The sequence below is a fragment of the Moraxella sp. I5G genome (assembly GCF_055193055.1).
Window position 1 is genome coordinate 59,912 of the sequence record NZ_JBUXLH010000002.1, and the last position, 23,725, is coordinate 83,636.

The 23,725-nt window shown below is 38.0% G+C and carries 23 protein-coding genes; 12 read left to right on the forward strand and 11 right to left on the reverse strand.

The genetic code is table 11. The annotated features are described in order from the left end of the window. Position 1: 1 nt before the first annotated feature. Together ACZBKJ_RS01355 and aroE are read right to left on the reverse strand one after the other, a co-directional pair. Positions 2 to 868 carry a hypothetical protein gene (locus tag ACZBKJ_RS01355; protein ID WP_463199120.1) on the reverse strand — a complete coding sequence of 289 codons (867 nt, stop codon included), beginning with the start codon at positions 866 to 868 and terminating at the stop codon, positions 2 to 4. A gap of 53 nt (positions 869 to 921) precedes the next feature. Continuing rightward, positions 922 to 1,752, reverse strand: coding sequence for a shikimate dehydrogenase (aroE, locus tag ACZBKJ_RS01360; RefSeq protein WP_463199267.1), 831 nt, complete (start codon positions 1,750 to 1,752; stop codon positions 922 to 924). A gap of 25 nt (positions 1,753 to 1,777) precedes the next feature. Here aroE and ACZBKJ_RS01365 point away from each other — a divergent pair, with 25 nt between their 5' ends. After that, entirely contained in the window at positions 1,778 to 2,416 is a 639-nt protein-coding gene (locus ACZBKJ_RS01365) for a hypothetical protein (RefSeq protein ID WP_463199271.1), read from the forward strand. On the opposite strand, the gene ACZBKJ_RS01370 is transcribed toward ACZBKJ_RS01365, so the two are convergent. After that, complete coding sequence (locus tag ACZBKJ_RS01370; RefSeq protein ID WP_463199121.1) at positions 2,391 to 2,816, reverse strand: DUF2799 domain-containing protein; 426 nt, start codon at positions 2,814 to 2,816, stop codon at positions 2,391 to 2,393. The genes ACZBKJ_RS01365 and ACZBKJ_RS01370 overlap by 26 nt on opposite strands. A gap of 87 nt (positions 2,817 to 2,903) precedes the next feature. Next, on the reverse strand, positions 2,904 to 5,756 hold the full coding sequence (locus tag ACZBKJ_RS01375) for an ATP-binding protein (protein WP_463199122.1): 2,853 nt from the start codon (positions 5,754 to 5,756) through the stop codon (positions 2,904 to 2,906). A gap of 124 nt (positions 5,757 to 5,880) precedes the next feature. On the opposite strand from ACZBKJ_RS01375, the gene cysM reads away from it, so the two are divergent. Continuing rightward, positions 5,881 to 6,762: a cysteine synthase CysM gene (gene cysM, locus ACZBKJ_RS01380; RefSeq protein WP_463199124.1), complete on the forward strand. Its 882-nt coding sequence runs from the start codon at positions 5,881 to 5,883 to the stop codon at positions 6,760 to 6,762. A gap of 60 nt (positions 6,763 to 6,822) precedes the next feature. Next, the gene (locus ACZBKJ_RS01385; protein WP_463199125.1) at positions 6,823 to 7,338 is read left to right on the forward strand and encodes a hypothetical protein; all 516 of its coding nucleotides are present in this window, start codon (positions 6,823 to 6,825) and stop codon (positions 7,336 to 7,338) included. Here ACZBKJ_RS01385 and ACZBKJ_RS01390 read toward each other — a convergent pair. Then, positions 7,322 to 7,993: a phosphoglycolate phosphatase gene (locus ACZBKJ_RS01390; RefSeq protein ID WP_463199126.1), complete on the reverse strand. Its 672-nt coding sequence runs from the start codon at positions 7,991 to 7,993 to the stop codon at positions 7,322 to 7,324. The genes ACZBKJ_RS01385 and ACZBKJ_RS01390 overlap by 17 nt on opposite strands. A 313-nt stretch (positions 7,994 to 8,306) precedes the next feature. Between ACZBKJ_RS01390 and ACZBKJ_RS01395 the strand changes: the two genes are divergently transcribed. Next, a complete protein-coding gene (locus ACZBKJ_RS01395) occupies positions 8,307 to 8,858 on the forward strand; it encodes an outer membrane beta-barrel protein (protein WP_463199128.1) in 552 nt (183 codons plus the stop codon). Between the two features lie 84 nt (positions 8,859 to 8,942). Here ACZBKJ_RS01395 and ACZBKJ_RS01400 read toward each other — a convergent pair whose 3' ends face one another. After that, positions 8,943 to 9,626 (reverse strand): hypothetical protein, encoded by a 684-nt coding sequence (locus ACZBKJ_RS01400; RefSeq protein WP_463199129.1) that lies wholly within the window; start codon positions 9,624 to 9,626, stop codon positions 8,943 to 8,945. Between the two features lie 210 nt (positions 9,627 to 9,836). On the opposite strand from ACZBKJ_RS01400, the gene argA reads away from it, so the two are divergent. Together argA and ACZBKJ_RS01410 are read left to right on the forward strand one after the other, a co-directional pair. After that, complete coding sequence (gene argA / locus ACZBKJ_RS01405; RefSeq protein WP_463199131.1) at positions 9,837 to 11,129, forward strand: amino-acid N-acetyltransferase; 1,293 nt, start codon at positions 9,837 to 9,839, stop codon at positions 11,127 to 11,129. Positions 11,130 to 11,220: 91 nt separating this feature from the next. Then, positions 11,221 to 12,966 (forward strand): autotransporter domain-containing protein, encoded by a 1,746-nt coding sequence (locus tag ACZBKJ_RS01410; protein ID WP_463199132.1) that lies wholly within the window; start codon positions 11,221 to 11,223, stop codon positions 12,964 to 12,966. Positions 12,967 to 13,166: 200 nt separating this feature from the next. Here ACZBKJ_RS01410 and ACZBKJ_RS01415 read toward each other — a convergent pair whose 3' ends face one another. Then, on the reverse strand, positions 13,167 to 13,967 hold the full coding sequence (locus tag ACZBKJ_RS01415) for a sulfite exporter TauE/SafE family protein (RefSeq protein WP_463199134.1): 801 nt from the start codon (positions 13,965 to 13,967) through the stop codon (positions 13,167 to 13,169). A 69-nt stretch (positions 13,968 to 14,036) separates the two neighbouring features. Between ACZBKJ_RS01415 and ACZBKJ_RS01420 the strand changes: the two genes are divergently transcribed. From ACZBKJ_RS01420 to ACZBKJ_RS01440, 5 genes are all read left to right on the forward strand, one after another. Beyond that, complete coding sequence (locus ACZBKJ_RS01420; RefSeq protein ID WP_463199135.1) at positions 14,037 to 14,909, forward strand: biotin--[acetyl-CoA-carboxylase] ligase; 873 nt, start codon at positions 14,037 to 14,039, stop codon at positions 14,907 to 14,909. After that, positions 14,902 to 15,666, forward strand: a complete 765-nt coding sequence (locus ACZBKJ_RS01425) for a type III pantothenate kinase (protein WP_463199137.1) — start codon at positions 14,902 to 14,904, stop codon at positions 15,664 to 15,666. The genes ACZBKJ_RS01420 and ACZBKJ_RS01425 overlap by 8 nt, the downstream gene beginning before the upstream one ends. A gap of 57 nt (positions 15,667 to 15,723) precedes the next feature. After that, positions 15,724 to 16,551: a DsbC family protein gene (locus ACZBKJ_RS01430; RefSeq protein WP_463199138.1), complete on the forward strand. Its 828-nt coding sequence runs from the start codon at positions 15,724 to 15,726 to the stop codon at positions 16,549 to 16,551. A gap of 120 nt (positions 16,552 to 16,671) precedes the next feature. Then, positions 16,672 to 17,976, forward strand: coding sequence for a homoserine dehydrogenase (locus ACZBKJ_RS01435; protein WP_463199139.1), 1,305 nt, complete (start codon positions 16,672 to 16,674; stop codon positions 17,974 to 17,976). A gap of 130 nt (positions 17,977 to 18,106) precedes the next feature. Continuing rightward, complete coding sequence (locus ACZBKJ_RS01440; protein ID WP_463199140.1) at positions 18,107 to 18,568, forward strand: hypothetical protein; 462 nt, start codon at positions 18,107 to 18,109, stop codon at positions 18,566 to 18,568. An 89-nt stretch (positions 18,569 to 18,657) separates the two neighbouring features. Here the strand turns inward: ACZBKJ_RS01440 and ACZBKJ_RS01445 are convergent, their stop codons facing one another. Both ACZBKJ_RS01445 and argS read right to left on the reverse strand, forming a co-directional pair. Further along, on the reverse strand, positions 18,658 to 19,416 hold the full coding sequence (locus ACZBKJ_RS01445) for an SPOR domain-containing protein (RefSeq protein ID WP_463199141.1): 759 nt from the start codon (positions 19,414 to 19,416) through the stop codon (positions 18,658 to 18,660). Positions 19,417 to 19,425: 9 nt separating this feature from the next. Beyond that, entirely contained in the window at positions 19,426 to 21,267 is a 1,842-nt protein-coding gene (argS, locus tag ACZBKJ_RS01450) for an arginine--tRNA ligase (RefSeq protein WP_463199142.1), read from the reverse strand. A gap of 312 nt (positions 21,268 to 21,579) precedes the next feature. On the opposite strand from argS, the gene ACZBKJ_RS01455 reads away from it, so the two are divergent. Continuing rightward, positions 21,580 to 21,801 carry a DUF2788 domain-containing protein gene (locus ACZBKJ_RS01455; protein ID WP_463199143.1) on the forward strand — a complete coding sequence of 74 codons (222 nt, stop codon included), beginning with the start codon at positions 21,580 to 21,582 and terminating at the stop codon, positions 21,799 to 21,801. A 19-nt stretch (positions 21,802 to 21,820) separates the two neighbouring features. On the opposite strand, the gene cmoB is transcribed toward ACZBKJ_RS01455, so the two are convergent. Continuing rightward, positions 21,821 to 22,825, reverse strand: a complete 1,005-nt coding sequence (cmoB, locus tag ACZBKJ_RS01460) for a tRNA 5-methoxyuridine(34)/uridine 5-oxyacetic acid(34) synthase CmoB (protein ID WP_463199144.1) — start codon at positions 22,823 to 22,825, stop codon at positions 21,821 to 21,823. 29 nt (positions 22,826 to 22,854) lie between these two features. Next, complete coding sequence (gene cmoA, locus ACZBKJ_RS01465; RefSeq protein ID WP_463199145.1) at positions 22,855 to 23,604, reverse strand: carboxy-S-adenosyl-L-methionine synthase CmoA; 750 nt, start codon at positions 23,602 to 23,604, stop codon at positions 22,855 to 22,857. Positions 23,605 to 23,725: the final 121 nt, after the last annotated feature.

Here is a 23,725-nt window from a genome sequence, read left to right on the forward strand (position 1 = left end):
ATCAACTGCCATATTTGCCATAACGCTGATAATCAGAAAAATATAACACCGCAACCACTTTGCCATCAATCTGATATGGGTAAAGCATTTCATAACGCCCATCAGATGCACTAAAATAAGGTTCAGTGAAATTTTTACTAAACACTTTATCCAAATATTCTCTTTGCACTGCATCTGCTTTATAGATAAAATCTATTTTTTGCAAATAAATCGTAGTTGGCTGGCTGCCTTCGGTAGTGGTAACGCCAATCATATCGCCTATTGCTAAAGATTTTGCATCTTGAGCAGCCTGTTTGTTCAAATAATTATCAGAAAAACCCAAATAAGCATCTTTACCATCAATGGTATCAGGTACAATCACCATAGCATAATTAATCCCATTACTGGTATTTTGCAAATATCGAATGGTTTTGGCAATTTGCCCGATAAATTCTGAATCAAACTTATATTTAGTCAATTCATCCAAAGGTTCTTTGTAAGTTTGTGCGATGGTTTGAGCTGAGTCGAGCAAATACTGCTTTTTTCGCTGGCTACTTAGATAATCGCCATAAAATAATAAACCCGTTAATACTGGAAAAATCATCAAAAGAATAACCGATATCAATTTTCCATGTTTAAAAATTATTTTATCATCTTCGTTTCTTTGGGCAATGCGTGTTAGGTTTAGCATAATATTAACAATCAGTGAACTTGCCAATATTGCCAAAATGCCCAAAATACTAAAACCAAAAATTTCTGTAATATTCTCACGGAAAATTTTGATACCAAAAACGACTGCGATAATAAAAATAAACACCCAATACACAAGCAAAATAATGCTGATGAGTGCAATGATATTACTTATCTTAACCAGTTGCTTGATATTCATATTGTAAAACTCTTTTTATTTACTGTATTTGCTCATCATTTAACACAAAAAAACTATTTTTTATTAAACAGTAAACCATTTGTATTTATCTGGGTTAAGTCCACAGCCGCCCCCGTCCAAAGCTCAAAAGCAAGCTTAGCTTGCTGAATCAACATGCCAAAACCATCAAAGGTTTGGCTATTTTGCTGGCAAAAATATTTTAAAAACTCTGTTTTTTGACCATACATCATATCATAGGCAGTATTAGCAATTATATCTGACTGCGCCAGTGGCAGGGTTTGACCTGTGGCGCTCACCGATGTTGCGTTAATCACAATATCAAAATAGCCTGTTAAATTATCTGCACTCAGTTCATAAGCAGATAAACTTTGATTATTTTTTAGATGATTTTGAAATTCTTGCACCAACATTTGAGCTTTTGATAATGTGCGATTAAAAATCGCTATATTTGCCCCTTGATTTAATAAAGGTAAAATCGCCCCACGGGCTGCACCGCCCGCCCCTAAAATGGCAATGTTTTTACCCACCAAACAAACATCCTTATCTAAAAAATCAGCAACCAATCCGCGACCATCGGTGTTGTCGCCATATAATTTGCCATTTTTTAAAAAAAGCGTATTAACTGCTTTTGCTGCAAAAGCATCATCGCTTAACTCATCGCACAGTTCAAACGCCCACTCCTTAAAAGGTAAAGTAACATTTATACCACGTCCGCCACCTGCAAAAAACGCTTCAATCACCGCGGTCAAGCTTTTTTTATCATTTGGACAAAATTGTCTTTGATAACAAATATCTATTCCAGTTTGAGCAGCAAAAGCCTGATGAATTTGGGGGCTTTTTGAATGAGCGATTGGGTTGCCGATGACGATAAAATGATACATAATATGCCTTTTGTAATTTGTTGTGATGATGATGACCCCAAAAAAGCCATTAGATAAAAAAAATCTTATCAAGCCATTGATTTGGGCTGTTTTTTTGCTATTTTTGGTGGTAATTGGAATAAATTTAAGTTCTTTTGTTAGTTATTTTTTTAACAAAAAAGTCACAGCTGAAAAAATATCCACGCCAAAAATCTATGAACCAGTCGTTTACCCCATCCAAGATTGGCAAAGCAGTAAAAAAGCTAACCGACTGTACACTGATGAACTCATCCATTTAATCGGACAAAATCCCACTACGGATAAGACTTTGGATTTTTATGGTAATGAAGCCGTATTGCACCGATTTTCAACATTATCTGAGCCTGAACTGTCTTTAGCTAATAGCGACGATATATTGGAATTAAGCTGGTATTTTGCCCACCCAAAAGACAATGAAACTGATAAAAATTTAAGTGTTCGTTACGCTCAAAAAGCCTACTTATTAGCCAGCCATATCTATGGTAAAGATGGTAAAACGCTAATCAATGCAATGCTGAACAAAAAATCCAACCCCAAACTAATGGGTTTGTTATTAGCGCAGTGCCAAGGGTACATCTGCAAACTTATTTTAGATAAAAAAGCTTTACACATTCGTGATAAATCTACCACCAAATCCACCAAGGATTAAAATACCCATAACGATAATAATCCAAACGCTGACCCATTTCATACTGCTCAAGACCAAGCATATTAGCATGGTGCAGTTCTTCAAAATTATCATCACACACAGGATTTAACGCATAACCCATACGACCTAAATGGTAAGCGTTTGATTTGGTGCAATAGTGTTTTAAACCAATTTGCCGACCAGTTTCCCATAATGCCTTATCAGGAACGCTTTTACCTTGACAGGTTTTGATGTGTTTTAGAATTTTTTGGCTATCTGACCCTTGTTTTCCATCCAAAATACCCACTTCTTGCCAATTAGCGTTTTGGCAATCACCCTTTTTTAGTGTTGATAAAGACACGCAGCTACACAACGTCAAAATCAATAATAATAATGACAACAATCGCATACCACCATTCATTATGCCTCCTATTTATGTTCTAGCTGATGATTTTATTGTATCATTTTTGAATGGACTATGGTTTATCTTAGTGCTATATGCGCAAAACTATGATAAATCCGTTTGTATCACATATTCATCCAAATTTACATCGCAAAGTTCTTGTAAGGCAACAATAAAACGATGATAGCTTGTCTTTAAAACCACCATGCTCTTTTGATTATCAAGACAGTCTTTTTCTAACATCTCAGCAGCAAAACGCAATTTGGGTGTACCTGCATATCTTGCCCCACCAATCAATTTATGAGTAATATCGCTCAATGTTTTTTTATCTTGCTGTTGCCATGCTTTTTGTAGTGCTGCTCGTTCTTTTTTGGCATCGCAAATCATCATTTTTAATAATTTTATTGCCAAATCCGCCTTATAAGATGACAGTTGCAGGGCTTCTTGCCAATCAATCACAGGCAATTGAGCAAAATCTGCTGGGGCGCAATTTTTGGATAAATCATCTACTATGGGTGCAGACAATTGATTGTGAGTTAGCCATTTTTGAAGTATCTGAATGAGTTGATTGTAAGCAATGGGTTTACTAATATAGCCATTTAATCCAGACGACATCAGTAAATCTTTTTCATCTGCCAAACCATGAGCTGTCAATGCAATGATTGGGATGGGTGTGCTGTTATGGGTTTCTTCAATTTTACGAATCTGTGTAGCAGCTTCAAATCCTGACATTTTTGGCATTTGGATGTCCATAAAAATCAGGTTAATTGGCTCATCCTGCCCTGTAATGGCGAGCGTGGTGCGATGAATGGCATCAAAACCATTTTTGGCGGTAACTGCGTCTACATTTAGCTCTGCTAAAAATGCCTGCATTACCAAAATATTAGGCAAATGGTCATCCACCACAAGCACTCTAAAACCTGAAAAGCTAACTTTATCGTCTTTTTTTGGAGCAGTTTGATTGGCAAGCATTGCCAAAAGTTGCCGACTATCCATTGGCTCATACAATGCATAAGTCTGATAAGTGGTTAGCAAGCTATTATCCATGCTCACCTGATAACCATAAGTGGCTAAATTTCCCTGATAACGCTGACGAATTTGCCGTAAAATTGCAGGGATATCATCTTGAGCAGCGTCTTGTCCAAAATAGTCCACCATTACCCAATTAAAACCGTGGTTGGGTTTATCCAATTGTTCTAATAAATCAGCAAGTCCGATGGTGATGTAAATTTTAGCTTGTATGTGGTTTAAACTTGCTTTTAATGCTTGAATAGCAGGCGGGTGATTAATCCATACCAAAATATTGATTGGCTGAGCTGGTATTTGTCTGGGCAAATCATCCAACATTGCGCCTTTTGTTGGCAGTTCAAACCAAAATGTTGCTCCTTGTTTAGCAATATTTTGACGGCTGTTATCAAAAAAACCAATTTTACCGCCCAGTAGCGTTATCAATTTTTTTGAAATCACCAAACCCAAGCCTGTTCCACCGTAACGACGCGTTACCGATAAATCGCCTTGGCTAAAACTTTGAAATAATTGAGCCTCATCGGCTTGACTAATACCCTTACCAGTATCTTCTACCAAAATACGAATTGCATCGTCTTCATCGCTCAGTCGCACCTGAACAACAACCGAGCCTGAATCGGTAAATTTGATGGCATTGCCTACCAAATTGGTTAAAATTTGTTTTATTCGCAAACCATCACTTTGAATGTGCATTGGCACATCATGATAAAACAGCACCGATAGGCGCAAATGTTTTTCTGATGCCACAGGCGACAACATATCCACAACATCATAGATAGCGGCATACAAATCAAATTTGTGATTATCCAGCACCAGTTTTCCAGCTTCTATCTTGGAAAAATCCAGCACATCATTAATCAATGCCAAAAGATGGGCAGATGATTTTTTGATGGTTTGAACGTATAAGTTTTGCTTGTCAGATAAGTCTTCATCTCGTGATAACAAATTAATAAAACCATCAATGCTATTTAAAGGAGTTCTTAATTCATGACTGATATTCGCCAAAAACGCTGATTTTGCTGTGCTGTTACTCACCACAATATCATAATTGCTGCGAATCTCAATATTTCGCATTTCCATCTCGTCCATGGACTGTCTTAAATCCGCCTCAGTTTCTGCAGCGTGATTTTTTAAATCATCCATGCTATTTTTTAAACGACCAATGGCTTTTGATAAATCGTTTTGCAATAATAAAAATTCACCCTCTGTTAAATGGTGCATGCTTTTATCTAAATTATCAACAGTCAATCCTTGTAGATAAAGACGCATTTCGTAAATGGGGGCAACCCAACGTTTAGCATAGATATTTAATACCAAAAGCAGCAATAAAAGTGTAATCAACCCTGTAACAGCCAGTGCCAATGCCACTCGGTAGTAGGTAATAATTAAAGGCTTATTATCCATCTGCACCACCAGCCAAAACTCCCCAAGTTCGGCGGCGATAGGCATACCATACAGAGTGTGCTCATAAGTATAGAGCTGCCAAAATTTTTTATTAGAAATTTCCCATTGAGGTAATTTTTGTGATTTGCTCATGGTGCTATCTAATAGCACATTACCTACTTTATCCACCACCATAACTTTTTGTAGCCATTCTTCACGTGATAAAGTATGGGCGTGTAAAAACCCCCAAAACCCTTTTCCAATATCAGTTGGTTGGTTGGTAGAATCAATAATGTTTTTATCATTATTCAGATAAGTTTGATAATCTTTTGGTTTGCCAGCCATGTTGTCTAAAAGCATTGGACGCATGACAGGCTCATAACGAATCAGCAAAGCCTGAGCAAAGGCTTCTTGTTCAAAACGTGTTGATTTTCTAACTTCTGAAAAAACCAAATAACCACCAACTGCCGCCAACAAAACAATTGGCAAAAATACCAACAAAATCAATTGTCCATAAACACTTTTTCGGCTAAAAATTGATTGTTTCATAGTTTATATTATGTTAGAAGAAACAGCAGTGTAGCATGATTGCCCAAAAAAACAAGCCGTCTTGGGCGGTTTTAGGCAAGTATGCTATAATTTAGACATTATTAATTATTTTATCAGTTGTTTTATGAATAAAATTAAAAAATTAGCTGATTATGTTGGCAATACGCCTTTAGTGTGTTTAAACCATTTGCCAAATAATCGCAATAAAATTTTTGCTAAATTAGAAGGAAATAATCCAGCAGGTTCAGTTAAAGATAGACCCGCTTTAAATATGATACGTCAAGCCCAGATGCGAGGCGATATTAAAAAAGGCGACAAACTCATAGAAGCCACCAGTGGCAATACAGGAATTGCATTGGCAATGGCTGCTGCGATTGAAGGCTATCACATGACACTTATCATGCCCAAAAACTCCACTCAGGAACGAAAAGATGCCATGCGAGCGTATGGGGCAACCTTGATAGAGGCTGAAAATATGGAAGTGGCACGCGATTTAGCTCTAAAAATGCAGCAAAATGGCGAAGGTTTGGTATTGGACCAATTTAATAATCCTGATAATAAAAACGCTCATTATCACAGTACCGCCCCTGAAATTTGGCAACAAACTCAAGGTAAAATCACGCATTTTGTCAGCAGTATGGGAACCACAGGCACCATTACAGGAGTTGCTAAATTTTTAAAAGAAAAAAATCCTGATATTCAAATCATTGGACTTCAGCCTAGTGATGGTTCTAACATTGCAGGCATTCGTCGCTGGTCAAAAGCTTACCTTCCAAAAATTTTTGAGCCTGAGCTGGTGGACACCATTATGGATGTTCACCAAGCAGATGCTGAGAACTATACTCGCAAACTCGCCAAAGAAGAGGGAATTTTTTGTGGGGTGTCATCAGGAGGCGCAGCATGGGCGGCTTACCAAATCGCTCAAACCACTTCTGATGCCAATATCGTATTTATTGTTTGTGATAGAGGCGATAGGTATTTATCAACGGGACTGTTTAGTTTATAATCATCATGATTAATAATTAATCAGATAAAACTTCAATTTTGTTGATACATTGGAAAATTTATGAAATTATTCGCTCCACTCATAGCTTTGAGTATAACCCTAGTTATGTGCACAACTGCTTTTGCGGGTGCTTCGTATTATGAAAATGCCCAAATGCACTGTATGATTCTTAAAGATGGCACAATCAAAAAACAAACCGATTGTCAAGCTGATGGTATAGAATATGGCGGGGCAGGTTATGGCGGAGGCATTGATTGGACTTTTGATGAAATCAAAGGGTTTGGAGTGTTTGTAGTCAGTCGAGGCTTGATGTTTGCTCAAGACCAAGGTGGCGACATACTGGTGGATGAAAATGGTTACGCCAAACTTAGCCGTGAATGGCTTACCCTAAATGATAAGCCTGCATTGATGTTTCATAGATTTCCCAATAATCATCAGCGATTTACTGACAGCCAAGAACAGCTTTATCATGCCAACAAATTACTTGACGTCAAAGGCAATGCTATTGCGCCCTATCACTGTTTGGCATATACTCAAAACCCAGACATTGAATTTTGCTTTAATGGTAAGTTTTAAGAATAAAATTCGTCAATTCATCAAAATCATCAAACACCCCATCAGGATTACTATGACTGATGGGAGTGTCATAATTATAGCCATAAGTCAAAGCCAAAGTGATAATATGAGCGCTTTTCCCGGCTTCAACATCATTTTTTGAATCACCTATCATAATGGCTTGATTTGTGCTAATACCTAGTTTTTCACAAATATGCAGCAGTGGCAGCGGGTCAGGTTTTTTAACTGGTAAGCTGTTACCGCCCAAAACCAACTGAAATTTATCTTGCCAACCAAGCCCCACCAAAATATCAGGCACAAACTCCACAGGTTTATTGGTCGCGATGTTTAAACAAAAACCTGCTTGGATTAATTTATCTAAATTTTTGGTAACGTTGGGATATTCTTTGGTTTGGTTAAACACATTTTCCCGATAATAGTCCAAAAAAACTCTATGCGCTGCCTCAATCTCATCAGGCGTTCTTGGTAAATTCGCCCAATCCAAAGCTCGCTGAACCAATTTTAATGAACCATTGCCCACCCAAGTACGAACATCGTTTTCACTTGGAATTTTATCAGATAAAGTCTGCATCATTTTTTTGACTGAAATGGCAATATCAGGCACACTATCAATTAACGTACCATCTAAATCAAAAATGATTGTATTTTTTTTCATGGTTTTTCTCACGTTGTCAATCTTGGATTGTTAATTGTAATTTATGGTTATCATAGCCCAAAACTATCAGCAAAAAAACCTTTATCAATAAATTTTGGCGATATTTGTAACAATTAAGTTACGCAAATTGGCAAAAAATTTAAGTAAAAGCAATATATTATCCTTATTTTAAATCATTCTATCCCAAGTCAATATTTTTTTGCAAAAGTTTACAAAACACACCATAAACCATGCACATTCTTTTAGAAATAATTTGTTACTATAAAACCATCAAGGTTGTTAAGCAAACAGCCAAATTCGTTGGAGAAATTTTATGAAAACATCAATCAAAACATTATTAGCCGTTGCTGTTGCGTCTTTATTTGCTATCAATGCCAATGCTGGCGTTAGCTATGGCTCAGCGGCAGGTTCTGTATCGCCTTATATTGGTGTTAAAGCGGGTCAATTTAATCCAGGAATTGACAAGGCAAAAGGTGCAACTGTTTATGGCGTATATGGCGGGGTGAATTTTGACCAAAATTTTGGGGTTGAAGGTGAGTACGCCAGCACTGAAGACAAAGATTACACCAACACTCAAGGGATAGCCCGTAATTACAAAGCAAAAACTTATGGTTTGTATGGTACTTATCGTTATAACTTTGTTAGTACGCCTGTCTATGCTAAAGCCAAACTTGGGCTAGCTAAAACAGAAGTTACTGATAAAGCCAAAGTTGGCATCAACACCAAAGAAACCGATAAAACCAGCATCGCAGGTGGTGTCGGCATTGGCGTCAAAGCAACCGATAATTTTGGTGTCGAAGCCACTTACAACTACCTAAATGGTGATGACAAAATGTGGGGTGTTGGGGCGCACGTCAATTTTTAATCAAAACCATCGTAAAACCAGAAAGACGCAATTTTGCGTCTTTTTGTTGTTTTGATTTAAATTTTTTAATTTTTTGATGGGTGTTTATTTAATCTTGGCACGATATTTCACAACTGCTGTTCCACCAAGCCCCACATCTTCAACCGTCCAACGCAATGCTTTGTAGCTACCAAAAGCCAAATTTTGTACTTGACCACCAACATTAATGCGAATTGGCATATTAACAAAACGCTGACCATCAGCGCTGCCTTTGGCAGTTTTTGGACTTAAAAATCCCGTAAATTCAGCATCATTAGAAATGGTTAAAGTAACTTCCATTGTGCGAATGCGGTCGCCATTATTAGTAAATAAACCTTGATATTCTAAAACATCTCCTGATTTGACCGCAGTACCAACATTAACAGGAATTAAATTTTCTTTACCAGCGGCATCTGTTTTAACAATAAATGCATTTACAACTGTACTGATATTTTCCTGACCAGTTGATTGAGGTTGATTTAGCATTGCTGGAGTCAAGGTCGTTGTTGTGCTGGCAACCGCTGTGGCTGTTTGTGTGGTTGTAACTGGAGCTATGCTAGCAGTATTGACAGTCATGGCTTGCGCTTTAGGCAATTGGTTAAGTGTTGGAGCACCCGGTTTACTGCTTGGTTTGGCAGTGAATGTAATCATGCCCGTATTATCTTGAGTAGTTTGGTTTGGAGTTGGTAGCATCGCATAAGCAGACGTTGCACAGCCACCTAGTAGCAGCATCATTGATAAATAACGCATGGTTTTTCCTTATTGCAATAAATTAAATCGTTTTAAATCAAATGGATTGTTTGGCGTGAGCTTTTACCATTGTTTTAACTCATATCAAACTCAATTCACACCAAACTTAATCAAAAGCGGTAATCATAACACGGAAAATTAATTCTTTTATTAATCATCCGTTTATTTATGGTAAAATTTGCTTTTTGCATTTTAATAAATAGAGCCTTCATGAACACGCCCCCCATTGATTGGTTTCGCCGCTGCACTCCCTACATTAACGCCCATCAAGGCAAAACCTTTGTGATTATGTTTGATGGTGATGCCTTGACAAGTGATAATTTTGATAAGCTAATTCATGATTTTGTGCTTTTACACAGCTTGGGAATTCGTTTGGTCTTGGTGTATGGAGCTCGCACACAGATTAATCAAGCCTTAAAAAATGCCAATATTAACAGTATCTTTTATCAAGACGTTCGCGTTACCGCCAAAGACAGCATGGAACATATTTTATCTGTGGTTGGCAAAACTCGTTTGCAAATCGAAGCAGAATTTTGCAAAGGACTGGCAAACACGCCCATGCTTGGAACAAAAGTGAGTACAATATCAGGAAATTTTATCACCGCCAAACCTTTTGGGGTCAGAAATGGTGTTGATCATCAACTCACCGGAGAAGTTCGGCGCATTGATGCTGCCGCCATTAAACACAATCTAGACTGTCGTCATGTGGTTATTTTAGACTCTTTGGGATTTTCAGTATCAGGAGAAATTTTTAATCTACAATCTTACGAAATTGCCATTAAAACTGCCATTGCCCTAAAAGCAGATAAACTGGTTTTTCTGGGTCAAACCGATGGAATTTTTGATAATGGCGTATTGATTCGCGAGATGACCGTTGATGCTGCACAAAATTTTTTACAAAAACATCCTAAAAATACTGTTTTAAAAAATGCCATTATCGCCTGTCAAGAAGGTATCAAACGCGTACATTTGTTAAGTTATAAACAAGATGGAGCGATTTTAGAAGAATTATTTACTACTGACGGGCAAGGCACGCTTATCAGTCAAAATCAATTTGACAACATCCGAGAAGCGACCAGTGATGATATTTTGGGCATCATGACGCTGATTAAACCGTTGGAACAAAAAGGCATTTTGATTGAGCGCAGTCGCCAAAGACTAGAAGAAGAAATTGATTTTTTTGTGGTGATTGAACGTGATGGCAAAATTATTGGTTGTGCCGCCTTATACCCTTTAGATGATATAAGTGGAGAAATTGCCAGTATCGCCATCGACCCTGATTATCAAAATGGACAGCGTGGTAGTGATTTATTAACTTTTATCCAAAATCGCGCCAAAACTTTTGGTTTAACGCGGTTATTTGCTTTAACCACTCGCACTCTACACTGGTTTATAGAACACGGTTTTAATCAAACCACTCCAAACGCCCTACCCAAAAAAAGACTGCAACAATATCATAATGGGCGAAATTCTAAGGTACTGATAAAAAGTTTATCAGACTAAAAAACACCTTTTATCGTGAATTATTTTCTGTTATAGTAAACATTTGTTATTATATACATGATTTTGTAACATATTTTATAAGAGAGTAAACATGCATTTTAAAAAATCGTTGCTTGCCAGTGGCATTTTTTTTGGTAGTTTTTGTCATGCAGCAGACATCAATCAAAGCGTATTTTTTGGCGATAGTTTAACTGACAGTGGCTATTATACCCAAGTCAATGCCAATATTGGTAAATTTACCACCAACCCAGATAAAGTTTGGTCGGAAGTTTTGGCAGACCATTTGGGAGCAACTGCCAATCCTAGCAATAATGGACAAAATGGCACAAATTACGCTGTTGGCGGCGCAAAATCAGCTGAAGATACGGTGAACTTTGGGATTTCTGTGCCATCCGCACAAAGTCAAGTACAAAATTATTTAACCAACCATCAAATCAATCCCAATGCTTTATACACTGTATGGATTGGTGCTAATGATTTATTGGCGGTTGCTCAAAATCCTGCTAATGCCACATCAGTGATAACAGCCGCCGCCCAAAATACGGTAGGCACAGTAAAAACCTTGCATGATAATGGCGCAAAGGTTATTTTAGTGCCAAATTTACCCGATGTTGGTCTAACCCCGCAAGCCACAGCTCTGGGTATCAACGCCCAAGCCACAGCTGCCACTCAGCTTTATAATAGCAGCATTTATAATGGGCTTTTGACAACTTCTGCTAATGTTGTGCCATTAGATACCTTTAGCTTGTTACAAGAGGTCGCTCAAAACCCAAGTATTTATGGTTTTAGCAACACCACCAGCACAGCATGCACGGGCTCATCAGCAATTTGTACTGATAAAGGTGGCTCAGATTATCTATTTGCTGATGGCATTCACCCCACAGGAAAAGCCCATAAAGTAGTTGGCGATTACGCTTATGGCGTTCTGTCTGCGCCCGTTCAAATTGGTCAAATCAGCCAAAGCCTAATAACCCATGGACAAAATAAAGGGAATTTTTTACATCAACGACTGCATAGCGACCGTCAACATCAACAAAATTTTTGGGCAACAGGGACGCTGACTCAGCAAAAAAACACACAAGGCAAAAGTAGCAATAAAACTGATAATATCAACAGCAACATCCAAGTTGGCATTGATACCAGCAAGAATAACTATACTCTTGGTGCTTATCTAAATTACCAAAACCATGACCAAAAATGGCAACAAGGCGGCAAATTTGATGTAGACAGCATGGGACTTGGTATTTACCATCAGCAGCGCTTTGGTAAAATGCATTTAAACACCCAAATAGGCATGGATAAACTTACCATTAATACCCACCGTCAAATCGCATTAGGGCAAACCATTCGCAGCCACAAAGCTCGCGCCAATGGTCATCATATGTTTGTTGATATGCAAGCAGGTTTTAATATGGGGAATTTTACGCCGTATTTGGGCGTTAATGCTCAGCACGTTAAAATTGGTCAGTTATTGGAAAACGACAAAACCGCTACATCCATGCAGTTTGACAAACACACCCAAAAAGAGATTTTTGCCAAAGCTGGTGTAATGGGGCAACTACCCATTAGTCAAAATTGGCAAGTGTTTGGAGATTTGGGCGTTTCACATCGCTTAGTTAATGATGAATTGGCTGTCAAAAGTCGTTTACAATCCATCAATACGCCCAATCGTTTTAGCTTAACAACCCCAAAAGCAGATAAAACCTCAGTATATGGCTCAGTTGGGGTTAAGACTGCAATTGGTAAAGCTGACCTATATGCCAACCTGCAAGGACAAACATCTGGCAGTGATAATACAGATGTTTCGGGACTGATTGGGGTCAGCTATGGATTTTAATTAAAATTTGATAGGTTTTTACTTTTTTTGTTTATTCAAAGTATAAATCGGGTTTTAATTTTATTATCATCAAGCTGTTAATAAGAAAATAGGTTAAATAATACAAGGTTTTGTCATCACAAAACCTTGTATCAATTGCGTCATTAAAATCGGTTGACTTAGACGTTATATAATAAAAACTGGTAATTTAAGAATCAAAATCATCTTAAGCCACTCCATACAAGCTGACAGCCTACTACTAGTAGCAAACAGCCAAACGCCCGTTTTAAAACTTGAGCAGGCAGTACATGAGCCAATCTTGCTCCTACTTTTGCCATCATAAAACTCATGATACTAACGCAAATAAACGCCCCAACATGCACAAATCCAATCGTCTGTGGTATTTTAAGCCCAGTAGTTGCTGTTTGACCAAACCACATAAAACCGATTGCTCCAGCTACCGCAATAGGAAATCCACATGCTGCCGACGTTCCAACCGCCTGTTTCATTGGTACGCCATTATAGCTTAGATATGGTACCGTCAAACTTCCTCCACCAATGCCAAAAATTGCTGACAGCAAACCAATCACCATGCCCGCCAATGTTTGGGTGTGATTTTTAGGTAAAGGTTTATCAAGGTTCTCTTTATTGGGGAAAAATAACATTTTAATTGCCATCAGCACCGCCCCTATGCCGATAATAGCCTGTAAAGCATCACCTTTTATCAATGTTGCTATCCATGCACCCAAAAGACTGCCTAGCACCAATCCTTTACTCATATTTTTAAAAATATCCCAACGCACGCCGCCTCGTTTATGGTGAGCAGACATTGAGCTGATGGATGTTAAAATAATGGTTGCCAGAGCCGTCCCTACCGCTACATGAGCCACAACATCATTTGGCATACCGTAAGCGGTAAAAATCCATACCAAAGCTGGCACAATAATCAATCCACCGCCGACCCCAAAAAGCCCAGCACACACGCCTGCTATCGTGCCTGCCAACATAAACCATAAATACATTTATTCGTCCTAATTTTTACTTTGTGTTATTATAACGGCAAATCTGCCAAATTCCCAATTTTACCAGTCATGAAGCAAACGATTCAAATTTTAAATACTCCAATTCACCATCACCACTTTGACACGATAGACAGCACCAACACCCAGCTCATTTTAGACATCACCCACACTTTGAATTTTAACCAATTACATGTCTATACTGCAAGCCATCAATACCGTGGACGCGGGCAACATGGTCGAACTTGGGAGCATGGCGATGATAACGTGTTTTTATCGTTTTATACGCCCATCAAAAACAATCAACAAACTTTTGGGCTTACGCAACTGTCAGGGATTTTATCGCTTGTGGTTGGTTTTTATTTATACAAATTACCCATTATTGAACACATCAATCGTCAAAGGCATGCCAACAATCTATCACCAATAGGGGTAAAATGGGCAAATGATGTGGGTTATTTTGATAAAACACACAACCGATTTTATAAACTCATTGGCATTTTAATTGAACCTGTATTTGTTAAACTAGGCAATAAAAGCACACAAGTGGGTGTGGTGATTGGTGTTGGTCTTAATGTAAAAACCACGCCTACCATCAAAGACGGTTTGTATCAAGCTACAAGTCTACACGCTTTAGAACAAACCCAGCTCAGCGCCAAAGACTGTTATGAACCGATTTGTCATGCCATTTATCAGGCGATATTATCTGCAAATGATTTTTATCAAAACCCAGCTTCATTCATTTCTTTTCAGCATGCCTTTAATCAAGCCCATGTATTAAACAATCAATGTGTGAATATCTACACCCAAAACAACACTCAAACCCCAAGCGATAGCGGTATTTGTCTTGGCATTAATCAACATGGGGCATTGCTACTACAAAATGACCAAGGCACAAACGCCATTTTTGCAGGGATGGCAAGCATTGCATTGACTCATGGATAATCATTCACGCAATAACGAGAAAACTATGACAACATTATGGCTGGATTTGGGTAATACACGTTTAAAATATTGGCTTACAGATAATAACAACACCATTTTAGACCATGATGCTAAACTTCATCTGCAAGCACCCGCCGAACTTTTAATGGGGCTTAGTGATAAATTCATCCGTTTAAACCCAGATTTCATTGGTATTTCATCAGTTTTAGGTCAAAAAATTAATCAGCAAATCATAAAAACGCTGACTCACACCCAAATTCCTTTTGAATTTGCCAAAGTTTCACACCAAAACTCGTTATTACAAAGCCATTATCAATCCACACAATTAGGTGTGGATCGATGGCTTCAAATGCTTGGAGCAAGTCAAATTGGTCAAAATCTATGTGTGGTTGGCTGTGGCACGGCAATGACAGTTGATATTATTCACGATGGTGTGCATTTAGGCGGTTTTATTTTTGCCAATGCACGCCTGCAACGTGAAGCCTTATACGCAGGCACCCGTCAAATTGATGTCACTGATGGCGATTTGGCAAGCCTTGAACTAGCAACCAATACCACTGATGCGGTCAATCATGGTATTTTGCTATCCATCACAGGAGCAATTAATCAAGTTTTACGCCAATATCCAACCCATCAGCTTGTTATGACTGGTGGCGATGCTAAAAGAATCGCTCAACATTTATTTGCCAACGCCATTATTGAAAAAAATCTTTTATTAATTGGGCTGCAAAAATATTTTAATCTCACTAAAAATTGATTGTCGCTTTATAAAAAATTTGCCATAATAAACAGTTTTTCACTATCTAAAAATATTATGCAATTTTTTAAAAATACTTTAACTATCAGTTTCATCAGTGTTATTTTATTAGCAGGCTGCAATCAAAACAGTACTGCCAAACCCACCCAACTTGATAAAACAGCCAACAATGATACAAAATCATTGCACAATACTGCCGCTCAAAGCAGTGACCCCAATAATAATGCTGAAGTAGCCAATGCCCTACAAGCCAATCTAAACGCATCTGGTGTGGATGTGCATGTATTATCTGCCGTACCTAGTGGTGTGCCTGATTTATTTTGGGTAACACTAAATGGTTCTGAATCCATCTTTACTGACAAAACTGGTAAATATATTTTTCAAGGCAGTGTTGTTGAATTAGGCGGTGAAAAACCAGTGGACATCAGCGCCAAACTGCATTCTAAAAATGCTAAACAAGCCTTACAAAGCGTTGATAAATCCACAATGATAGTTTTTCCTGCCCAAGGAACACCCAAAGCGGCTATTTATGTATTTTCTGACCCTACTTGTCATTATTGCCAAAAACTACATAGCGAAATCAACGAAACCACCAAAGCTGGTATTGAGGTACGTTATTTAGCGTGGCCTCGTGGCGAACAAATGCTGCCTTTAACCGAAGCTATCTGGTGTAGCAAAGACCGTAATGACGCAATGACCCGCGCCAAAAAAGGCGAAAAAATCACCTCCGATGCTTGCGCCACTCCCATCAAAGAGCACTTAGCCTTAGGTTACAGTTTAGGTGTATCGGGCACGCCTGCGGTTTTTGCTGAAAATGGCGTACAACTAGGTGGCTATCTACCACCTGCTGAACTGGCAAAAATGGCAATTGCTAACAAGCAATAACTTGACACGATTTAGCCGACAAATCATCTGGTTTTGTCATAAAAACTATGCTAATTTAGTCGGTTCATATTTTTTTAAATAGTTTAATTTAATAATAGACAATTATTTATGGGGAATTTTGTGAATCAATCCATCAATCTTGCCATTTTGGGGTTAGGTACTGTTGGCACGGGCATCGTCAATCTGCTAAAAGATAATGCCAAAGAACTTTCTCGCCGCAGTGGTTATGATATTAATATCACACACGTTGGCACAAGGCGTCATAGAAATGACATTGACCAAAATATCAAACAAAGCGATGATTTATTTGCCATCGCTCAAGCTGATAATGTTGATATTGTCATTGAAGTGATTGGCGGAACAGACATTGCCAAAGATGTTATTATTCACGCCATCAAACACAAAAAACACGTTGTTACCGCCAATAAAGCCCTACTTGCCAAACATGGTAATGAAATTTTTGCATTAGCGGATGAATATGGTGTGCAGGTGCGTTATGAAGCCGCGGTTGCAGGCGGGATTCCAATCATTAAAATCATTCGTGAGGCTCTTGCTGCCAATAAAATTGACTGGATAGCAGGAATTATTAATGGTACGGGTAATTTTATCCTATCTGAAATGCAGTCTAAAAATCGCAAATTTGGTGACGTATTAGCAGAAGCCCAGGCGCTAGGCTATGCCGAAGCTGACCCAACATTTGATGTTGAAGGTATTGATGCCGCTCATAAACTATCTTTGCTTGCTTCCATTGCTTTTGGCATTCCATTACAATTTGATAAAGTCTACTGTGAAGGCATTACCAAAATCAGCTTACAAGATGTGATTTATGCCAAAGAATTGGGGTATACTATCAAACATTTGGGTTTTGCATTTCGCCGTGAAACTGGATTTGAGCTTCGTGTACACCCAACCTTAATCCCAAACAGCACCTTACTTGCCAACGTCAATGGGGTAAAAAATGCGGTTATGGTAGATGCTCACCCATTAGGACAATCTTTGTATTATGGTGATGGTGCAGGTGGCGGTGCAACAGCATCTGCTGTAATGGCAGATGTAATGGATTTGATTTATGTTATTAAAGCAACCACCCCAAGTGATGTTCCCCATCTTGCCTTTATTCCTGAAGAGTTATCTGATACCAAAGTACTATCTAGTGATGAAATGACCTCAGGTTATTATCTGCGTTTAACTGTAAAAGATGAATTGGGCGTTTTGGCAGATACCACACGCATTTTAAGCGATAACGGCATTAATATTGATGCCATCATGCAACGAGATGCTCATAAATCAGGACTTGTGCCTATTATCATCCTAACTCTACCTGTTTTAGAAAAACAGATGAATACTGCCATTTCCCAAATTGAAGCGCTTTCAGCAGTGGTTGAACCTGTCATTCGTATTCGCCTTGAAAGCTTAGATGAATAAACCAGTGAACAGTTAAATTAATAATGATATAATAACTTTATTAAATTTTGCTGGTTTTGGGGTTATTCCCAACAAACTTGGATTATACCGCCCTATAAAAAGGTGGCATTTTAACCATTAAGGATTTTTAATGAAAAAATTATCTTTAAGCCTAGCTGTTGCTAGCATCGCCTTTGCCCTAACCGCTTGCGGTGGTCACGAAGAACACCCACACGCTGTTGATAAAGTAGCTGAAGCAGAAGCTGCCGCCAAAGCCAAAGCACCACAAGCAGAAGAAGTCAAATTTGCTGACCATGGTGCTGAAACCATTGGTGGTGTTGGTGGAACCAACCCAAAACCTGCTGCAACTAGCGATGCTAAAGCCAACGACCAAGCAAAATCAGAAGAAAAAACTGATAATGCTGCTGACGCTAAAGCTGATGAAAAAGCACAGACTGATGATAAAAAATCAGAAGAAAAAACAGAAAATACCGCTGAAGCAAAAGCTGACGATAAAAAAACTGAGGAAGCGGCTGCCAAAGCTAAAGAAACCAAAACTGATGATAAAGAGACTGAAGACAAAAAAGCCGAAGATACTAAAAAAGCTGAATAATTTATACATTCAAAATTTATACATTAATCAGCCGATTGGGTCAATGCTAAAAAAATACCGCCAATGGCGGTATTTTTATAAAATTTACATTAGTACCTTTGCTCTACTATCAATGCATCGATACCGCTTTCACTTAACTGACGCTCTGCCTCAATAGCAGCGGCACGACTATTCATAGGTGTAGAAATTACCCGATACAATTCAACACCTGATGGGTCTTTAGTCCGAATTACTTGGGCTTCTATCCCAGCCATCAAAACCTCAGCACGTTTTTTGTCTGCTTCTTCAGCATTTTTATAACTGCGAATTTGCAAAATATAAGAAACTTTATTAGCACTTATTTGAATTTTATCAATTTCTTTATCGGCATCTTCTGTTTTACTGGTTTTAGAACGTGTTTTTTGAGCCACTACTCTCTCATCACCATTATCACCGTCGTAAGTATCATCGCCCTCAACGATTGTAATATCGGCATCTTCTGCTGATTTTTTTGCTGAAACAACCACATCAGGTGATGATTTCTGAGCAGGTCTGGGTTGCACTTCAAGCTCTTCAGGTTCATCACCTAAACCCGATTCACTACCTTGAAATTTTCTTTTGGGTAAGATGTCATAAAATTCATAATCCTTACCAGCTTTAGCATCTGAGTCATTGGCTATTGGTTCAACTTTTACTTCAGGATTAACATCAACTTTACGGTAGCCTTCAAACAGCGGTGATAAATATAAAAACACCCCTATCATCACCGCAATGATTGCCCCAATAAACATCCACAAAAGACTCATCACACCTGTATTGGTGCGCTCTTTGACTTTGCGACTGATTGGTTGTTTATACTCTTTAGACATCATAACCCCTTACATGGCGTCTGGTGTGGACAAACCTAGTAACGTCAAACCATTAGCTAAAACTTGCTTTACTGCCAAAGACAGACGTAGGCGCACCTGCATGATGGCAAGCTCTTCATCTGTTGCGGTATTATCTGTCAAGCCTTTGGGTAGAATGCGACTGGTATCATACCAACCATGAAACTGCGCTGCTAGGTCTTTTAGATAATTGGTTAAAATATGCGGTTCACGAGCATTTGCCGCACGCAAAATCACGTCAGGATAAGCGGATAGCACTTTAATAAGTTCGCTTTCTTTGGCATCAAATTTATCTTCATTTTGTTTGCCAATCTCTAAATTTACCAACAAACCAAACTCTGATAATTTTTCCAAAACACGACAGATTCGAGCATAGGCATATTGAATGTAATAAACAGCATTATCTTTGCTTTGAGATTTAGCAAGATTTAAATCAAAATCCATATGAATGTTTGGCGTGCGTGCTACATAATAAAAACGTGCCGCATCATTACCCACTTCTTCGCGCAGCTGACGCAAGGTTACAAATTGACCAGAACGGCTAGACATTTGCACTTTTTCATCACCACGATACAATGCCACAAACTGCACCAACATCACTTCCAAGCGATTTGGGTCAATACCTAATGCCGAAAGTCCTGCTTTGACACGGGGAATGTAACCGTGATGGTCTGCTCCCCATACATTAATCACTGTATCAAATCCACGTTCAAACTTATCTTTATGATAAGCAATATCCGATGCAAAATAGGTTAAAAGCCCATTAGCACGTTTAACAACACGGTCTTTTTCATCACCAAACAAAGTGGATTTAAACCAAATATTACCTTCTTTTTCGTATAGATAACCATTTTTATCCAAAACTGCCAAAGCATTTTCTATTTTGTCGCCCAGTGATTTTTCAGAATACCAATTTTCAAACGTAACGCCAAATTCTGCCAAATCTTCTTTAATATCATCTAAAATATTATTTAGAGCAAATTGCAAAAACACATCATAATCTTTACCTAATAAACGTTTGGAATTAGCAATCAAACCATCAATATGGGCTTCTTTATCGCCTGAAAGCTGAATTTTTTCGCCGTTTTGTTCAGTAAATACAGCGTCATCTGGTACATTTTTGATGACTTCTTCAAAACTATGACGGTATTTTTCACCAAATTCATCCAACAATGCCTGACCAAAGTCTGCCACATAATCGCCCTGATAGGCATTAACGGGAAATACGATGGGTTCGCCACATTTTTCCAAATAACGTAAATACGTTGATGTCGCTAAAATGTCCATTTGCCGACCTGCGTCATTGACGTAATATTCGCGGCACACATCAAACCCCGTTGCTTCTAATAAATTAGCAACGCTCATACCATACGCTGCGCCACGACCATGACCAACATGTAGGCTTGATGTTGGATTAGCCGAAACAAATTCTACCTGAACCCTTTTACCTTTGTGGGTGTCTGATGTGCCAAAATTCTGCTTTTTTTGCAAAATTTCATCTAAAACAGCAAATTTAATTTGTTTATTTAAAAAAACATTAATAAATCCAGCACCTGCTACTTCCGCTCTTTCTATCAATCCACTTTTAGGTAGAGCATCTAAAATCACCTGAGCCAGCTCTCTGGGGTTTTTGCCAACTTTTTTTGCGCCCATCAATGCGATATTGCACGCAAAATCACCGTGAGCAGGATCTTTGGTTCGTGTTAATTGAACTGGAACAATAAAATCTTCAGCCAGCACGCCTTTTTGTTTTAATGAGTGGATAGCAGTGTCAAATAATTGACATAAATCGGATAACTGTGAGTCAATTTGTTGCAAATTTGAAGCATTCATATTATATCTTTTAAAAGAGTAAGGTGTTTAATTGTATCAGCTTTTATGGGCTTTTTCATTAATTATTCAGTAGTAAAATAACTGTTATTATCATTATTCTTACTAGATTAAACAATTTATTTGAATTCAACATTAAAATATCAATTCAGTGAATAATCAGTAACTAAACTTTTTAATGTTGCAATATCGCCAAATATTGATTGGCTGTATTGGTTTTTTATATTTTTGATAAACAAATCTGTTATAATCTAAATAAAGTTTTGTAATAATCAATGTAAATAAAAAGAAGCCACACAGATTTTGGGGATAATTATGATTTTTGCCATTTCTGAAGCCATGATTGTAAAAATTGGTCTTTATGGATTGTTACCGCTATTTATTGGTTTTTTATTTTTTATTATGTGGGATATCGCCAAAAAATCCAAAGCAGGTAAGGCAGGAACTTTTTGGATTTTTGTGGCGCTAGGAACTGGCTGTGTAGGGTTTTTGGCAAAAGGATTGATTGAGGTTGCCATTGAGTGGTTTTTAAAATAACTTTCAAATTAAATCGTGTTTATTTTTTTGCGAGGATGACCGCTCGTTTTGGGGCAGGATGACCTTCTACAGTTAAGTTAGGGTCTTTTTTGTCTAAAAAATCCGCCAAAGAATGATAAGTCATCCAATCGGTTGCGCGTTGCTCTTTGATGCTTGTTTGGTCAATATCCACGCATGTTATCTCATAAAATCCTGTCTTTTTTAGCCAGATTTTAAGTGCTGATACAGATGGCAAAAAATAAACATTATTCATTTGAGCGTAGCGATTTTGTGGCACAAGCACAGTGTTATTATCACCATCCACTACCAAAGTCTCAAGAACCAAAGTTCCGCCTTTTTTTAACTGGCTTTTTAGCTGTTCTAAATGCTCAAAAGGCGACATTCGGTGATACAAAACTCCCATACTAAACACTGTATCAAAAAATTCTGATGCAGGAAGCTGCTCAAGTGCTACTGGTAAAAAATGGATATTTTGTTCACCAGAGAAATGTTTGATTGCCATAAATTGATGATAGAATAAGCAGGACGGGTCAATAACTACCACCGATTTTGCGCCCGCCCCCATCATGCGAAAACCGTGATAACCCGAACCGCCACCAACATCCAAAATTCGTTTACCTACCAAATCCAAATGAGCTGATACTCTATTCCACTTAAAATCACTGCGCCATTCAGTATCTATATGCATGTGTTTGTCTATACCATCGCCAATAAAAAAAGGACCCTTTCGCCACGGCATTAGATTTTTTAGTAAGTTTTGAGCTTTTTTAAAATCGCTATCCTGCCAATCGCCTATGATTTCTACCTTGTCTATAAAATTTACTTTAACAGTTTGCAGTCTGGGCAGTTTTTCAATTATAGAGGCATAAAATGGCGCATGCGCATAACGGCTTTTATCTTTAATGGCAAGCAGCCAAGATGGCAATTTTTCAAGCCACAAATTGGCATTTGATTGATGTTTGGCAAGCTGTAATAAGTATAAATAGACAGCGGTTTCGGCTTGATGGATGGTATTATTTTTCATGGTATCAAATAAATATTGGGAATTAAACACTATTTAAATGCAATCATTGACGTAAAATTTAAAAAACTAAACCATGATAAAACACGTTCAAACCCTGCTTGATGTAATCTTTGATAATGAGTATCTTTGGTATCAGTAATCAGTACATTTTCTAAAGCGTTTCTTTTGCCACTAATTTCCAATTCACTGTAGCCATTGGCGCGTTTAAAATCATAGTAACGCTCAACTTGCCAAGCATCATCTTCTTCGTTTTGCAAATGTATTTTTTCTGTTAGAATTAAAATGCCACCTTTTGCCAGTGATTGATGGCATTTTTGCAATAACTCAAGTCGAGTATCAGGCGGTAAAAATTGCAAGGTTAAATTCAGTACAATCATATCACATTCTTGCAATTGCACTTGATTGATGTCTTGTTCTATGATGGTAATGTGATGATGTGGATAATGTTCTTTTAACAGTGCACGCGCTTTATTGGTCATTGGTTTAGAAATATCCACACCAATCAAATCCAAATCATCAGGACAAAATTCAGCCGCTAAACTAAACAGCACTGCCCCCAAAGACGTTCCCAAATCATAAATTCTGCTTACCTTTTTATCACCAAGCATTTGACGAAATCCCAAATGGCGACGAGCAAAAATTGGCAACATCGATAAAACTTGACCATAACCGGGAACACTACGGCGAATCATATCAGGAAAACATGCCACCACTTGTTCATCAAACGAAAAGCGAGCATCTTTATCCAAGGGGGTAGTAAATAAAATATCGGGTTTCATGGTATTTTAACAAAAGCGGCATTTTAACATTTTTTATCTTATTTTGGAAAAAGCCATTTGAAATAATCTTACCAAATTCTTACATAAATGTAGTTTTTCACGTTTTCGCCTTGTAATTATC

Excerpts from the sequence above, each read along its gene's own strand:
- ACZBKJ_RS01355 (WP_463199120.1), bottom strand. The coding sequence starts at position 868 with ATGAATATCAAGCAACTGGTTAAGATAAGTAATATCATTGCACTCATC.
- ACZBKJ_RS01365 (WP_463199271.1), top strand. The coding sequence starts at position 1,778 with ATGATGACCCCAAAAAAGCCATTAGATAAAAAAAATCTTATCAAGCCA.
- ACZBKJ_RS01370 (WP_463199121.1), bottom strand. The coding sequence starts at position 2,816 with ATGAATGGTGGTATGCGATTGTTGTCATTATTATTATTGATTTTGACG.
- ACZBKJ_RS01375 (WP_463199122.1), bottom strand. The coding sequence starts at position 5,756 with ATGAAACAATCAATTTTTAGCCGAAAAAGTGTTTATGGACAATTGATT.
- cysM (WP_463199124.1), top strand. The coding sequence starts at position 5,881 with ATGAATAAAATTAAAAAATTAGCTGATTATGTTGGCAATACGCCTTTA.
- ACZBKJ_RS01385 (WP_463199125.1), top strand. The coding sequence starts at position 6,823 with ATGAAATTATTCGCTCCACTCATAGCTTTGAGTATAACCCTAGTTATG.
- ACZBKJ_RS01390 (WP_463199126.1), bottom strand. The coding sequence starts at position 7,993 with ATGAAAAAAAATACAATCATTTTTGATTTAGATGGTACGTTAATTGAT.
- ACZBKJ_RS01395 (WP_463199128.1), top strand. The coding sequence starts at position 8,307 with ATGAAAACATCAATCAAAACATTATTAGCCGTTGCTGTTGCGTCTTTA.
- ACZBKJ_RS01400 (WP_463199129.1), bottom strand. The coding sequence starts at position 9,626 with ATGCGTTATTTATCAATGATGCTGCTACTAGGTGGCTGTGCAACGTCT.
- argA (WP_463199131.1), top strand. The coding sequence starts at position 9,837 with ATGAACACGCCCCCCATTGATTGGTTTCGCCGCTGCACTCCCTACATT.
- ACZBKJ_RS01410 (WP_463199132.1), top strand. The coding sequence starts at position 11,221 with ATGCATTTTAAAAAATCGTTGCTTGCCAGTGGCATTTTTTTTGGTAGT.
- ACZBKJ_RS01415 (WP_463199134.1), bottom strand. The coding sequence starts at position 13,967 with ATGTATTTATGGTTTATGTTGGCAGGCACGATAGCAGGCGTGTGTGCT.
- ACZBKJ_RS01420 (WP_463199135.1), top strand. The coding sequence starts at position 14,037 with ATGAAGCAAACGATTCAAATTTTAAATACTCCAATTCACCATCACCAC.
- ACZBKJ_RS01425 (WP_463199137.1), top strand. The coding sequence starts at position 14,902 with ATGGATAATCATTCACGCAATAACGAGAAAACTATGACAACATTATGG.
- ACZBKJ_RS01430 (WP_463199138.1), top strand. The coding sequence starts at position 15,724 with ATGCAATTTTTTAAAAATACTTTAACTATCAGTTTCATCAGTGTTATT.
- ACZBKJ_RS01440 (WP_463199140.1), top strand. The coding sequence starts at position 18,107 with ATGAAAAAATTATCTTTAAGCCTAGCTGTTGCTAGCATCGCCTTTGCC.
- ACZBKJ_RS01445 (WP_463199141.1), bottom strand. The coding sequence starts at position 19,416 with ATGTCTAAAGAGTATAAACAACCAATCAGTCGCAAAGTCAAAGAGCGC.
- argS (WP_463199142.1), bottom strand. The coding sequence starts at position 21,267 with ATGAATGCTTCAAATTTGCAACAAATTGACTCACAGTTATCCGATTTA.
- ACZBKJ_RS01455 (WP_463199143.1), top strand. The coding sequence starts at position 21,580 with ATGATTTTTGCCATTTCTGAAGCCATGATTGTAAAAATTGGTCTTTAT.
- cmoB (WP_463199144.1), bottom strand. The coding sequence starts at position 22,825 with ATGAAAAATAATACCATCCATCAAGCCGAAACCGCTGTCTATTTATAC.
- cmoA (WP_463199145.1), bottom strand. The coding sequence starts at position 23,604 with ATGAAACCCGATATTTTATTTACTACCCCCTTGGATAAAGATGCTCGC.